12 protein-coding genes are annotated in these 13,691 nt (G+C 72.4%); 6 read left to right on the top strand and 6 right to left on the bottom strand.

Features of this window, described 5'->3' with window-relative positions:
• Nucleotides 1-29: 29 nt before the first annotated feature.
• Entirely contained in the window at nt 30-497 is a 468-nt protein-coding gene (locus LVO85_RS00815; protein WP_232745510.1) for a ribose-5-phosphate isomerase, read from the bottom strand.
• A gap of 107 nt (nt 498-604) precedes the next feature.
• Here LVO85_RS00815 and pepN point away from each other — a divergent pair, with 107 nt between their 5' ends.
• On the top strand, nt 605-3,172 hold the full coding sequence (gene pepN, locus LVO85_RS00820; RefSeq protein WP_232745511.1) for an aminopeptidase N: 2,568 nt from the start codon (nt 605-607) through the stop codon (nt 3,170-3,172).
• A 230-nt stretch (nt 3,173-3,402) separates the two neighbouring features.
• Here the strand turns inward: pepN and malQ are convergent, their stop codons facing one another.
• Nucleotides 3,403-5,535 carry a 4-alpha-glucanotransferase gene (malQ, locus tag LVO85_RS00825; RefSeq protein WP_232745512.1) on the bottom strand — a complete coding sequence of 711 codons (2,133 nt, stop codon included), beginning with the start codon at nt 5,533-5,535 and terminating at the stop codon, nt 3,403-3,405.
• Between the two features lie 90 nt (nt 5,536-5,625).
• On the opposite strand from malQ, the gene LVO85_RS00830 reads away from it, so the two are divergent.
• Genes LVO85_RS00830 through LVO85_RS00840 form a run of 3 tightly spaced genes read left to right on the top strand, consistent with a single transcriptional unit; the run spans nt 5,626 to nt 8,726 of the window.
• Nucleotides 5,626-6,516, top strand: a complete 891-nt coding sequence (locus LVO85_RS00830) for a mechanosensitive ion channel family protein (protein WP_332875387.1) — start codon at nt 5,626-5,628, stop codon at nt 6,514-6,516.
• A 26-nt stretch (nt 6,517-6,542) separates the two neighbouring features.
• On the top strand, nt 6,543-6,950 hold the full coding sequence (locus tag LVO85_RS00835) for a globin (protein ID WP_232745514.1): 408 nt from the start codon (nt 6,543-6,545) through the stop codon (nt 6,948-6,950).
• 60 nt (nt 6,951-7,010) lie between these two features.
• A complete protein-coding gene (locus LVO85_RS00840; protein WP_232745515.1) occupies nt 7,011-8,726 on the top strand; it encodes a glycoside hydrolase family 13 protein in 1,716 nt (571 codons plus the stop codon).
• A gap of 45 nt (nt 8,727-8,771) precedes the next feature.
• On the opposite strand, the gene LVO85_RS00845 is transcribed toward LVO85_RS00840, so the two are convergent.
• On the bottom strand, nt 8,772-10,067 hold the full coding sequence (locus tag LVO85_RS00845) for an MFS transporter (protein WP_232745516.1): 1,296 nt from the start codon (nt 10,065-10,067) through the stop codon (nt 8,772-8,774).
• Nucleotides 10,068-10,135: 68 nt separating this feature from the next.
• Here LVO85_RS00845 and LVO85_RS00850 point away from each other — a divergent pair, with 68 nt between their 5' ends.
• A complete protein-coding gene (locus LVO85_RS00850; RefSeq protein WP_232745517.1) occupies nt 10,136-10,681 on the top strand; it encodes a helix-turn-helix domain-containing protein in 546 nt (181 codons plus the stop codon).
• Between the two features lie 2 nt (nt 10,682-10,683).
• Here LVO85_RS00850 and LVO85_RS00855 read toward each other — a convergent pair whose 3' ends face one another.
• Both LVO85_RS00855 and LVO85_RS00860 read right to left on the bottom strand, forming a co-directional pair.
• On the bottom strand, nt 10,684-11,334 hold the full coding sequence (locus tag LVO85_RS00855) for a hypothetical protein (protein WP_232745518.1): 651 nt from the start codon (nt 11,332-11,334) through the stop codon (nt 10,684-10,686).
• The gene (locus tag LVO85_RS00860; RefSeq protein WP_232745519.1) at nt 11,331-11,783 is read right to left on the bottom strand and encodes an acyl-CoA thioesterase; all 453 of its coding nucleotides are present in this window, start codon (nt 11,781-11,783) and stop codon (nt 11,331-11,333) included. The genes LVO85_RS00855 and LVO85_RS00860 overlap by 4 nt, the downstream gene beginning before the upstream one ends.
• A 57-nt stretch (nt 11,784-11,840) precedes the next feature.
• Here LVO85_RS00860 and LVO85_RS00865 point away from each other — a divergent pair, with 57 nt between their 5' ends.
• Nucleotides 11,841-12,773: an acyl-CoA thioesterase gene (locus tag LVO85_RS00865; protein WP_232745520.1), complete on the top strand. Its 933-nt coding sequence runs from the start codon at nt 11,841-11,843 to the stop codon at nt 12,771-12,773.
• Here LVO85_RS00865 and LVO85_RS00870 read toward each other — a convergent pair.
• Complete coding sequence (locus LVO85_RS00870) at nt 12,763-13,677, bottom strand: pseudouridine synthase (RefSeq protein WP_232745521.1); 915 nt, start codon at nt 13,675-13,677, stop codon at nt 12,763-12,765. The two genes, LVO85_RS00865 and LVO85_RS00870, sit on opposite strands and share 11 nt — an antisense overlap.
• Nucleotides 13,678-13,691 lie beyond the last annotated feature (14 nt).

A 13,691-nucleotide genomic window follows, 5' to 3' on the forward strand; every position in this document is an offset into this window, starting at 1 on the left:
CGGGGGTCCCGTGCTGCGCTCAGGGCTCGTCAGGGAAGGGCAGGCAGGGTCCGGTCGCTCTCGTAGGCGCTCATCATGTCGATGCGCCGCTGGTGGCGCTCCTCGCCGGAGAAGTCGGTGTCCAGGAAGGCCCGCACCATCGCTCGCGCCTCCTCGAGCGTCTGCATACGGGCACCGACGGAGATCACCTGCGCGTCGTTGTGCTGCCGGGCGAGGACGGCCAGCTCGGTGCTGTAGCAGAGTGCTGCCCGGATGCCGGCGACCTTGTTGGCGGCCATCTGCTCCCCGTTGCCGGAGCCTCCCAGCACCACGCCACGCGAGCCCGGTTCCCCGGCGACGGCCTCGGCGGCACGGAGCACGAAGACCGGGTAGTCGTCCTGGGCGTCGAAGGCGACCGGGCCGTGGTCGACCACCTCGTGGCCCTGCTCGGCGACCCAGGCGACCAGGTCGCGCTGCAGCTCGTAGGCGGCGTGGTCGCCGCCGATGTGGACCCGCATGTGTGCTCCTCAGCTCGGCTCCGTGGGCCACCACTGCGCTGCGGGGGCCACCTTCGTGGCACCATCGTTCCACCTGTCCCCCAGCACCCCCACCAGGAGGCTCCTGCATGTCCGGCACCAACCTGACCCGCGACGAGGCCCGTCGACGGTCCCAGCTCATCTCGACCAGGGCGTATGTCGTCTCGCTCGACCTGACCTGTGGCCCCCGGACCTTCCGCACGGTCACCACCGTGGAGTTCGACTCCAGCGAGGTGGGTGCCGAGACCTTCGTCGACCTCATCGCCGAGTCCGTGGAGACCATCGAGCTCAACGGCCGGCCGCTGGACCCGGCCGAGCACGTCACCGAGGGACGCATCCGCCTGACCGACCTGCAGGAGCACAACGTGCTCACGGTGGACGCGACCGGGCGCTACATGAACACCGGCGAGGGGCTGCACCGTTTTGTCGACCCCGTCGACGGGGAGGTCTACCTCTACACCCAGTTCGAGGTCCCGGACAGCCGTCGGGTGTTCACCGTCTTCGAGCAGCCCGACCTCAAGGCCACCTTCGCCTTCAGCATCACCGCGCCCGCGCACTGGCAGGTCATCTCCAACCAGCCGACCCCGCAGCCGGTGGCGGCGCCCGAGGCCGCCAACGTCGACGACGTGAGCGTCGCCCGCTGGGACTTCGAGGCCACGCCGCGGCTCTCCTCCTACATCACCGCGCTCGTCGCCGGACCCTACGACGTGGTCCGCGACCAGGTGCAGTCGCGCAAGGGCACGGTGCCGCTGGGCGTGTTCTGCCGCAGGAGCCTGCGCCCCTACCTCGACGCCGACAACATCCTCGACTGCACCAAGGCCGGGTTCGCCTTCTTCGAGGAGGAGTTCGACCAAGCCTACCCGTTCGACAAGTACGACCAGGTCTTCACGCCCGAGTACAACATGGGCGCCATGGAGAACGCCGGTGCCGTCACCATCGTCGAGCAGTACGTCTTCCGGTCCAAGGTCTCCGAGGCGGTCGTCGAGCGTCGCGCGCTGACGATCCTGCACGAGCTGGCCCACATGTGGTTCGGCGACCTGGTGACCATGCAGTGGTGGGACGACCTGTGGCTCAACGAGTCGTTCGCCGAGTGGGCCTCCACCACGTGCCAGGCCGAGGCCACCGGGTGGACGCAGGCATGGACGACGTTCGCGACCTCCGAGAAGGCCTGGGCCTACAAGCAGGACCAGCTCTCCTCGACACACCCGGTCGCGGCCGACATGGTCGACCTCGACGCGGTGGAGGTGAACTTCGACGGCATCACCTACGCCAAAGGCGCCTCGGTGCTCAAGCAGCTGGTGGCGTATGTCGGTCGCGAGGCCTTCCGGGACGGGCTGCGCGCCTACTTCGCCAAGCACGCCTGGGGCAACACCACCCTGGCCGACCTGCTCGCCGAGCTGGAGCAGACCTCGGGTCGCGAGCTGCAGGGCTGGTCACAGCTGTGGCTGGAGACCGCCGGTGTCACGACGCTCACCCCGGAGCTCACCGTCGAGGACGGTGTCATCCGCGAGGCCGCCGTCGTGCAGACCGCACCCGAGGCGCACCCCACCCTGCGGCCTCACCGCCTGGCCGTCGGCTGCTACGACCTCAGCGGGGGTGCGCTGGTGCGCACGCACCGCATCGAGCTCGACGTCGACGGCGAGCGCACCGAGGTGCGCGAGCTGGTCGGCCGCCGGATGCCGGACCTGCTGCTGGTCAACGACGACGACCTCGCCTACGCGAAGATCCGGCTGGACGAGCACTCGCTGGCCACGGCCCTCGGCGACCCGCGCGCGCTGACCGACTCGCTGCCGCGGGCCCTGGTGCTCGGTGCGGCCTGGGACATGACCCGTGACGGACAGCTGCCGGCCACCGACTACGTGCGTCTGGTCACCCGGGCACTGCCGGGTGAGGACGACTCGACGCTGCTGCGCACGCTGCTGCAGCAGGTGACGGTCGCCGCGCTGTCCTACACCGCTCCGGCACGCCGCGCAGAGCTCGTCCGCGAGCTCACGACCGCGCTGCGGGGCGCTGCCTGGGCGTCCGAGCCGGGCAGCGACGCCCAGCTGCAGCTGGTGAGCGCGTGGGCCTCGTTCGCGCAGGACGACGCCGATGTCGCCCTGGTGCGCGGGCTGCTCACGGAGGACGCCCCGCTGGAAGGTCTGGCCCTCGACCAGGACATGCGCTGGACACTGCTGACGTCGCTGGCCACCGCGGGTGCCGCAGGCGCGGCGGAGGTCGAGGCCGAGCGGGAGCGGGACAACACCGCCACCGGTCGCGAGAAGGCGGCTCGTGCGCTCGCGTCGCGCCCGACCGCGGAGGCCAAGGAGGAGGCCTGGGTGGCCGCGGTCGAGGGCACCCAGCTGCCCAACGCCGTGATCGCATCGACGGCGCTGGGCTTCGGCCGGGTGCACGACACCGCACTGCTGCAGCCCTACGTCGAGCGCTACCACCGGGTGGTCGAGCAGGTGTGGGCCGACCGGACCCACCACATCGCCGAGGTGCTGGCGACCGGCTTCTACCCCGCCGCGGTGGCCGACCAGGGGCTGCTGGACGCCACCCAGGCGTGGCTCGACCGACACCCGGACGTGCCCGGCGGTCTGCGCCGCACCGTCGCCGAGAACCGGGACGGGGTGGCCCGCGCGGTGCGGGCCCAGCAGGCGGACACCCCCGCCTGAGTCACGACCCGGGGTCAGCCCTCCCCCCGCTTGCGAGGGAGTTCCCGGTCCACACCGCCGCTTGCGAGGGAGTCTCCGAGACGTCGGAGCCGTCCTCGCTGGTCGGCGCGCGTCCCGGCCGCGCCGGCTCACGCTGCAGACGCCCTCGCACAGCGTGTGTGTGCGGCGCAGGCTCCCTCGCACGGCGCGTGGGGCGGTGCACACTCCCTCGCAGGCGAGGGGCGAGGGTGTCAGGAGCGGCGCGAGACCGTCCGCGCCAGCCGTCGCGCCGACCGGTAGGTGAACAGGTCCTCGAGCAGCACGGGGCGACCCTCCGGGCCGGCGAGGGGGACCCGCCAGTTCGGGTACTCCTCGTCGGTGCCCGGCTGGTTGATGATGCGCCTGTCCTGGGCCAGGTCGGAGACCGACACCCCCAGCATCCGCGCCGGGGACCAGGTGAGGTAGCGGTGCAGCGCCTCCACCTGTTCGGGGATGCCGGCCCCCGGGCGCAGCAGGCCACGGTCACGCAGCACCTGGAGCACCTCCTCGCGGGCGCCCTCGTCCTCGGCGCGCTCCTCCTCCAGCGGACGGGTCAGCAGCCCGAGGTTGTGCCGCAGGTCCAGGTGGACGCCGTCGAGATAGCCCGCCGTCGGCGGCAGGTCGTGCGTGGTGACGGTGGCCAGGCAGAGCTCGCGGTAGCGCTCGGGGGCCAGCGGACCGTGCTCGTCCCGCTCGAACCACAGGATCGAGGTGCCCAGGATGCCCCGCTCGCGCAGGTAGTCGCGCACCCAGGGCTCGACCGTGCCGAGGTCCTCACCGACGACGACGGCACCGGCCCGCTGTGCCTCCAGCATGAGGATGCCGATCATGGCGTCGTGGTCGTAGCGCACGTAGGTGCCCTGGTGGGGCTCCATGCCCTCGGGGATCCACCAGAGCCGGAACAGCCCGATGACGTGGTCCACGCGCAGGCCACCGGCGTCGCGCAGGACGTTGCGGAGCATGTCGCGGTAGGGCGCGAAGCCCGCCTCGGCGAGCCGGTCCGGGCGCCACGGGGGCTGGCTCCAGTCCTGTCCGCGCTGGTTGTACTGGTCCCCCGGTGCTCCCACGGTCACGCCGCGAGCCAGCGCGCTGCCCAGGATCCAGGAGTCGGCCCCGGTGGGGTGCACACCGACGGCCAGGTCGTGGACGACACCGATCTGCATCCCGGTGTCGACCAGGTCCTTCTGCACCTTGGCCAGCTGCTCGGACAGGACCCACTGCATCCAGCAGTGGAACTCCACCGCGTCCGAGTGCTGCTCGCGGAACGACTCCACGGCCGGGCTCTGCGGGTCGTGCAGCTCCTCGGGCCAGTCGCGCCACGACTGGCCGTGCTCGGCGACCAGCACGCACCAGGTGGCGTAGTCGATCAGCCCCTGGCCCTCGCGCTCGATGTAGGCGTGCAGGTTGCGCTCCCGCCGCAGTGACCGCGGCTGGCGGAAGACGAGGCGCAGCGCCGCCTCCTTGGCCACCCACACCGCGTCCCGCTCGAGGAACTCCAGCTCCAGGAAGCGCTTGGCGTCGTCGGAGTGCCACTCGACCAGCTGGCGCTCCGCGGCGGAGAGGTAGGCCACCTCCGGCACGTCCTCGACCCGGATGTAGAGGGGGCTGACGAAACGGCGGGACGTCGGCAGGTAGGGCGAAGGCTCCAACGGCGGCACCGGCTCGGCCGCGTGCAGCGGGTTGACCAGCACGAAGTCGGCGCCGAGACCGGCGGCCCAGGCCCCGGCGTCACCCAGGTCGGCCAGGTCGCCCACGCCCCAGGACTGGGCCGAGCGCATGGCGTAGAGCTGGGTCATCAGACCCCAGCGCTGCGTGCCGTCACCCTGCAGCGCGGGGGGCAGCTCGAGCGCGTTCGGGTAGACGACCAGAGGCATCCGCAGCCGGTCGCCGGAGGCGTCCGCGGGGGTCACCTCGATCTCGTGCCAGCCGAGCGGCAGGTCTCCCGGGACGCCGACCGTCAGCCGCACCCGGGTCACCCCGTCGACCTCCCGGGTCGGGCGCTCGCCCTCCACCAGCCACAGGCCACGTACCTCCCCCGACTCCAGGCGGACACTGGCCAGCACGGCCTCCTGACCGGCGTCGACGTGCAGCGGCACACGGGGCTCACGTCCCTCGGGGACGACGTAGACCGGTGGCAGCGCACGTCGCCACGCCTCGACCTGACGCTCGGCGAGCGCCGCGGTGGCCGCCTCGTCGTCGGAGGCGTCCACGCCCAGCGCCCAGAGAACGGCGCGGATCGCCTCCGCGCTGACGAGGGTATGCCGGCCCTGCCAGTCCCAGAACTCCGTGGCGACGCCGTGGGCGTGCGCCAGCTCGGTCAGACTCGCGGGGAGCGGCTCAGTCACAGGTCGACCTCTCGTGTGGGTGGCGTGGTGCGGGTGGTGGGCAGGGCCAGTCTGTCACTCCCTCAGCAGGGATGGTCCACAATGCAGCGTATGCCGTTCACGACGTGGGATGACTTCGCGACCTGGCTGCTGGGGCCCCCGCTGCGCATCGTGCTCGTCATCGTGCTGGCCCTCGTGGCCCGGTGGCTGGTCTTCCGCGCCATCGCCGGTGTCGAGGCCACGATGGTGGCCCGGGCCGAGGAGCACCAGCGCGGGACGGTCGACCGGATGCTGTCGGTGGCCACCGGAGCCGAGGTCGAACGCCGCCGGCAGCGCTCCCTCACCCTGGGGTCGCTGCTGCGCAACATCACCGTGATCGTGATCTTCACCGTGGCCTTCCTGACCGTGCTCGCCGAGTTCGGGGTCTCGCTGGCACCCTTGCTGGCCTCGGCCGGCATCGGCGGCATCGCGCTGGGCTTCGGTGCCCAGGCCCTGGTCAAGGACTTCCTGTCCGGGATCTTCATGATCATCGAGGACCAGTACGGCGTGGGCGACGTCATCGACACCGGCGAGGCGGTCGGCACCGTCGAGGAGGTCACCCTGCGCGTCACCCGGCTGCGGGACGCGAGCGGCGTCGTGTGGTTCATCCGCAACGGCGAGATCATCCGGATCGGCAACAAGAGCCAGGGCTGGGCGGTCGCGACCATCGACATCCCCGTGGCCTACGACGAGGACCCGGCCCGCGTCATACCGCTGCTCAACCGGGTCGTCGAGGACGTCTGGGACGACCCCGAGCACCAGGACAAGCTGGTCGAGCAGCCGAGCGTCGCCGGCGTGGAGTCCGTCTCCGGTGGGGTGATGACCCTGCGCATCTTCGCCAAGTGCCAGCCCGGCGAGCAGTGGGGGATGCCACGCGTCATCAGGCAGCGGGTCAAGGCCGTCCTGGACGAGGAGGGGGTGCGCGGCCCGCAGATCAACCCCTACGGTCCGTCGCAGACCTGAGCGCGCGCGGATGCGAGACTGGGTCGGTGAGCCAGCAGCCCCAGTCCGCGGATCCGCAGCAGACCTTCTACGAGCGCGTCGGCGGCCACGAGACCTTCGTCAGGCTCGTGCACGAGTTCTACGTGGGTGTCGCGAACGACCAGCCGCTGCGTGACCTCTACCCCGAGGAGGACCTCGGCCCCGCGGAGGAGCGGCTGCGGATGTTCCTGGAGCAGTACTGGGGTGGCCCCACCACCTACAGCGAGCAGCGCGGCCACCCGCGGCTGCGGATGCGCCACATGCCGTATGCGGTGACCCCCGACCAGCGCGACCGCTGGCTGAGGCACATGAACGCGGCGATCGACAGCCTGCACCTGGACCCGATGGACGACCACCAGATGCGTGCCTACATGGCGCACGCCGCGCACTTCATGGTCAACGCCGACGACGCATGATCTGGCAGGGCGAATGACAGGACGTCCACCCACGGCGACCGTGCGGCATCATGGACGCCCGTGACCTCTGCACCGAAGCCTGCTCCCCGCACCTCCGAGACCGCGACCGGTGCCGTCCCCTGGTGGCGGCACGCGGTGATCTACCAGGTCTACCCTCGCTCGTGGGCGGACGGCAACGCCGACGGGGTCGGTGACCTGCCCGGCATCACCCGTCGCCTGCCCTACCTGCGCGACCTCGGGGTCGACGCCATCTGGATCAGCCCGTTCTACGTCTCCCCGATGGCCGACGCCGGCTACGACGTGGCCGACTACCGGCAGGTCGACCCGGTCTTCGGCACGCTCGAGGACGCCGACGCCCTCATCGCCACCGCCCACGACCTGGGTCTGCGCGTCATCGTGGACCTCGTGCCGAACCACACCTCCGACCAGCACGAGTGGTTCCAGGAGGCACTGGTCGGGGGACCGGGGTCCCCCGAGCGGGAGCGCTACATGTTCCGTGAGGGTGCAGGGGACGGCTCGGAGCCTCCCAACAACTGGCGCTCCGTCTTCGGCGGCCCGGCCTGGACGCGGGTCACCGAGGCCGACGGCTCCCCCGGGCAGTGGTACCTCCACATCTTCGACGTCACCCAGCCCGACCTGAACTGGGAGCGCACCGAGGTGCGCGAGATGTTCCACGACGTGCTGCGCTTCTGGCTGGACCGGGGCGTCGACGGCTTCCGGGTGGACGTCGCCCACGGCCTGGTCAAGGAGGCCGGCCTGCCCGACGTCGACCACCAGCCGCATCTGCTGGAGTCCGACAGCGGCCACGTCCGGCACCCCATGTGGGACCAGGACGGCGTGCACGAGGTCTACCGGGGGTGGCGGGAGGTGCTGGACTCCTACAACCCCGACGGTGACCCCGACGCGGACCGCATCCTGGTGGCCGAGGCGTGGGTCGAGCCGTTGGAGCGGCTGGCCGACTACACCCGCGCCGACGAGATGCACCAGGCGTTCAACTTCCCCTTCCTGGAGTGCCCGTGGCAGGCCGACGACCTGCGGGAGGTGGTCACCCGCTCGATGGAGGTGGCGCACGACGTCGGCGCGCCCACCACCTGGGTGCTCTCCAACCACGACGTGGTGCGGCACGCCAGCCGGCTCGGCCTGCCGGTCGGGCGGCGGCGCCCCAACGGGATCGGCCTCGAGGACCCTCAGCCCAACGCCGTGCTGGGCCTGCGCCGGGCCCGCGCCGCCACGGCACTCATGCTGGCCCTGCCGGGCTCGGCCTACCTCTACCAGGGCGAGGAGCTCGGGCTGCCCGAGCACACCGCCCTGCCCGACGCGGTGCGCCAGGACCCGGCGTGGTTCCGCAGCGAGCACACGGAGCGTGGCCGTGACGGCTGCCGCATCCCCATGCCCTGGGAGGCCGGGGCCACGGCCTACGGCTTCGGCGACACGTGGGACACCTGGCTGCCCCAGCCCGAGGTCTACGGCGCGCTCGCCGCGGACCGTCAGGCGGGCGTCGACGGCTCGACCCTGGAGCTCTACCGTGCGCTGCTGCGCCTGCGCCACGACGACCACCTCGGGGCCGGCGACCTGGAGTGGGTCGAGGGCTACGGCGAGGACACGGTGGCGCTGCGGGTCAGGGGGGCCGACGGCCGTGCGGTCGTGGTGCTGACCCACCTGGGCGACCAGCCCCTGCCGCTGCCGCTGCCGGAGGGTGCACAGGTGCTGGTCAGCACGCATCCCCTGGTCGACGACGCCCTGCCCACGGACACCACGGTCTGGCTGCGCGGCTGACCGCACCGGCGCGCACCGGGCAGGGCCTGCCCGGTGCGCGCGGCCTCAGCGCACCGGGCGGGTGTCCGCCTCGTCACTCTCCGCCTCGCCGGAGAGCGCGTCGAGCGAACGGGGCAGGTCTCGCATCATCGGCAGGGGGCTGAGCACCACCGGCAGGGCCGCCAGGGCGAAGAGCACGACCGTGGCCCAGAGCGCCGGGACGACGCCGACGGCCGCGCCGACGAAGCCACCGGTCAGGGCACCGAGCGGGATCGGCCCCCAGACGAGGAAGCGGATCGAGGCGTTCATCCTGCCCAGCAGGGGCTTGGGGCACAGCCGCTGCCGGAAGCTGACCTGCACGATGTTGTAGACCACGACCGACCACCCCATCAGCAGGGCACCGGCCATGAGCACCGGCACGGTCGTGGGCAGAGCGCTGGCGAGCGGCGTGGCCACTGCCCCCACGGGCACGACGAGGGCCGCCAGCGGGATGGAGCGTCCCTCCCCCACCCAGGCGGCGAAGCGCGCGGCGCTCAGCGCGCCGAGCAGCCCGCCGGCGGCACCGACGGAGAGCAGCAGACCCAGGGTGGTCTCGGCCAGCCCGAGGGTGCGCAGCACGTAGATGACGAACAGCGCCTCGACGAAGCCGCTGGTGAAGTTGGACAGGCCGGTGCACGCGGTGATCCGGACCAGGAGCGGGTGCCTGACGACGAAGGACAGCCCTTCACCGATCTCGGTGCGCAGCGGCCGGCGGGCCTGCCGGTCGGGTGCCTGCTCGACGTGGCGGACACGGCTGACGAAGAGCGAGGAGAGCGCCATGCACACCGAGGTCACCGCGATGGCGTAGGGCGAGCCGACCACCCGGACCAGCACCGCGCCGAGCGCCGGCCCGGCGACCGCGGCCGTCTGCTGGCTGGCCTGCAGCTTGCCGTTGGCGTCGGCGATCTGGTCGCCCTCGACGATCTGCGGCAGGTAGGACTGGTTGGCCACGTCGAAGAAGACGGTGACCGCCCCGGTGACCAGCGCGACGACATACACCTGCCACATCGCGAGCACACCGGCCCACCAGGCGAGCGGCAGCGCGAGCAGCAGCACGGCGCGGGTGAGGTCGCCGATCACGAGGACCCGCTTCTTGCGCCAGCGGTCGACCCACGCGCCGGCGGGCAGGCTGAGCAGCAGGAAGGCCAGCATCTGCAGGGCACCGAGCAGCCCCATCTGGACCTCGTTGGCCTCGAGCACCTGCACTGCCAGGATCGGGATCGCCAGGCCGACGATCTGCATGCCGAAGACGCTGACGGTGTCACCGGCCCAGATCAGGCGGAAGTCGTGGTGGCGCCACAAGGAGGCGCTGCGCGAGGTCATGGACAGCACTCTGGAGCAAGTGATTGGGTTTTGTCAATCACTTTGTCGTCGATGACTACACTGCCCGTATGCCGTCCGCCCCGCAGCCCGCCGAGCCGGCGGGGACCTTCGAGCCGCGTGAGGCCACCGACGCCGAGGCCCGGGCGCTCGCCTCGGGCCTGCGTCTGCGCATCCTGCGGCTGACGCTGGACGCGGCCCTCACCAACAAGGAGATCGCCGACGAGCTCGGGCGACCCCCGGCCTCGGTGCTGCACCACGTGCGCACCCTCGTCCGCACCGGCTACCTCCGCGCCGAGGAGCCCCGGCGCGGGGCCCGCGGGGCCCGCGAGATCCCCTACCGGGCCACCGGCAAGTCGTGGTACGTGAGCTCCAGCTCCGGCAGCAGCTCCATGCTGGACGCCTTCCTCTCCGAGATCCGGTCCGTGCCCGAGGACCAGCGTGAGATGGCCCGCCTGGGGCTGCGCCTGTCCGAGGAGGACCTCGAGGAGCTCACCCAGCGTCTCTACGCGCTGCTGCGCGAGCTGCACGACCGGCCCCGCGACCCTGCGGGCAGGCCGATGTCGCTGTTCGTCGCCCTGCACCCCGACACCTCCACGCCCCGTCGCGAGGGCTGAGGTCAGCGTGCCAGGACGTGCCCGACCGTGGTGCTGAGGCGGGTCCACGGCCCCTGCCTGCGCACGACGGCCGGCTCCCCGGGGCGCACGAACCCCAGGCTGTAGGCCGCGAAGGCGGTGCCCGCCGGGGTGCCCGGCGGGGTCCCGGGCAGGTCCACCCCCCAGATCCGGGCGCGCAGCGCGGCCACGGCCTGCGCGCCCGCTCCGCCGGGCGTCCCCTGCGCCACGGCCGTGATGCCCTGCCGGGCGGTCTCCACGAGAAGGTCGGGGTCCACCTCGGCCACGACCTCCCACCCGGTGCGCGGAGGAGTCAGCGCCGTCCACGGCGCGGCGACGGTGGTGGGCGGCACCGGCAGCTCGGTGTCCACCCGGCCTTCCGCAGCCCGGCGGGCCAGACGGTCGGTGATGCCACCGAGCGGCACGGTCGTGTCCAGGTCGTGGTCTCCGTCCAGCGGCATCACGCGCAGACCCAGCACCAGCCCCTGCCCCAGGAGCCCCTGGCCCGGCAGCACCCGCACCCACGCCGCCAGCACCGGACCGGAGGCCACCAGCCGCACCGCTCCGTCGGCGTCCAGGTGCCGGGCCCGGGCCACGTAGGTGCCCAGGTCCTGGATCGCCTCGACGTCGGCGAAGCGCAGCGTCGGCGTGCTCACCGGGTGCCCCGGGACCGGGAGCGCAGCCGGGCCGGCTCGCCGGCCACCGCCGCGAGCGCCGAACGCTCCGGTCCGGTGAGCCGGCGAGGCTGCTCGGCCTGCAGGTCGTAGGCCACCAGCGTCACCTCGGCCAGCGCGTAGGTGACGTCGCTGTCGGCCTGGCCCACGGCATACGCGATGTCGAAGGAGGCGCCGCTGACCCGGCTGCACCACATCGTGATCCGCGCCGGTCGGTAGTTGAAGGTCATCGGCGCCAGGTAGTCGATCTCCTGCCTCGCGACGAGCAGCCCGTCGTCGATCAGGTCACGGTCGTGGCCGAACCAGTCACGCAGCGCGTAGACCCTGGCATCTTCGAGCAGGCGGACGAACATGACGTTGTTGACGTGGCCGTAGGCGTCCATGTCGGACCAGCGGACGGGCACGTCGACGTAGTAGCAGTCGGTCGGCATGCGGCCATCCTGTCAGCCGTATGGCTCCGCCGCGGACACCCTCGTTAGTCTGCGTGCGTGACTCTCGACGACCCGATCGACGACCTGCTCGACGTGCTGGACCTCACCAGGGAAGGGTCGACGACCATCCACGTCGCCTCGCCCGGCGGCCTGGGCGAGGACCTCAGCGACTCCGACGGCGACGTCTTCCTCGGGCGCTCGCAGCCGCAGCCGCACGGCCGTGTGTTCGGCGGGCAGGTGCTGGCCCAGTCGGTCGTCGCGGCCGGGCGCACGGTCGCCGAGATCGACGACGGGGACGGTCAGCGGCACATCCACTCCCTGCACGGCTACTTCCTGCGCCCTGGGGACGCCGACCGGCCCATCCACTTCCTCGTCGAGCGCATGCGCGACGGCAGCTCGTTCTCCGCCCGGCGGGTGCACGCCGTGCAGGACGGGCGGATCCTGCTGTCGATGATCACCTCCTTCCAGGAGGCGGCCGGGGGGCTGGACCACCAGACCCGGATGCCGCACGTCACCCAGCCGGAGGAGCTCACCTCCGACGCCGACATCCTTGCCGGCATCGACCACCCCGCCGCACGCCACTTCGCCCGCCGCCGGGCGGTGGAGATCAAGCATGTGGAAGGCCCCCTCTACCTCGACACCGGGGACGCGGTCGCCCAGCAGCACGTGTGGTTCCGGGTGCCTCGCGAGCTGCCTGCCGACCCGCTGCTGCACGCGGCGGTGCTGGCCTACGCCTCGGACTACAGCCTGCTCGAGCCGATCCTGCGCAAGCACGGCATCACCTGGGGCGACCCGCGCCTGCGACCCGCGAGCCTGGACCATGCCATGTGGTTCCACCGCACGCCGCGCACCGACGACTGGATCCTCTACAGCCAGGCGAGCCCCTCGGCCCAGAACGGCCGCGGGCTGGGCCACGGGCTGATGTTCGGGCGGGACGGCACCCTCATGGCCAGCGTCGCCCAGGAGGGCATGGTCCGCATCAAGCAGTAGGCGCCAGCCGGAGACGTCTGCGGCTGCTGAAGGTGCGTGCCGCGCCGGTGAGCGGGTCCACGAACGAGAGCTCGGCGGCGAGCAGCTGGAGCGGGTCGCCGAAGTCGTCCGCAGCGATCTCGCGGACCCGGGGGTAGAGCGGGTCGCCCACGATCGGCACGCCCAGACCCGCGAGGTGCACCCGCAGCTGGTGGGTGCGGCCGGTGGTGGGCCGGAGGCGGTAGAGCCCCAGGTCCTCGAAGCGCCCGACCAGCTCGACGAGGGTGTGCGCGTTGGGCTCACCGGGCACCCGGACCGCCTGCAGGCTGCCACGCGGCTTGGCCAGCCGGTCGCTGACCCGGGTGGGCAGGGTCAGGTCCGCGCGGACCGGCGCGACCGCCACGTAGGTCTTGGCCACGGCTCCGCGGGCGAAGAGCTCCTGGTAGGGGCGGCGCGCCCGGGGGTGGGTGGTCAGCAGCAGCACCCCGGCGGTCAGCCGGTCCAGCCGGTGGGCGGGCGCCAGGTCGGGCAGGCCCAGGCGGCGGCGCAGCTGCACGACGACGCTCTGGACGACGTGCCGACCACGGGGCGTGGTCGCCAGGAAGTGCGGCTTGTCGACGACGACGAGGTCGTCGTCCCGGTGCAGCAGCTCCGGTCGCCCCGGCACCGGCACCTCGACGGGCAGGTCACGGTAGAGGTGAACCACCTCGCCCGGGCGGTATGCCGTGGCGCGGGTGACCGGCGTGCCGTCACCGAGCAGCACCTCGCCGAGGGCCACGCGTCGCTCGACACCGTCGGCGTCACCGGTGCGGTCGGCCAGGAAGTCGACGACGCCGGCCCAACCGCCCTCGGCGGGCATCCTGAGGCGGGCCGCCCCGAGACCGTCCCGCGGTGGCAGCGGGGCTCGGGGGCGGCGACGCGGCATACGACCCCTGGTGT

The sequence above is a fragment of the Ornithinimicrobium sediminis genome, from assembly GCF_021272345.1.
GTDB classification, from domain to species: Bacteria; Actinomycetota; Actinomycetes; order Actinomycetales; family Dermatophilaceae; genus Ornithinicoccus; species Ornithinicoccus sediminis_B.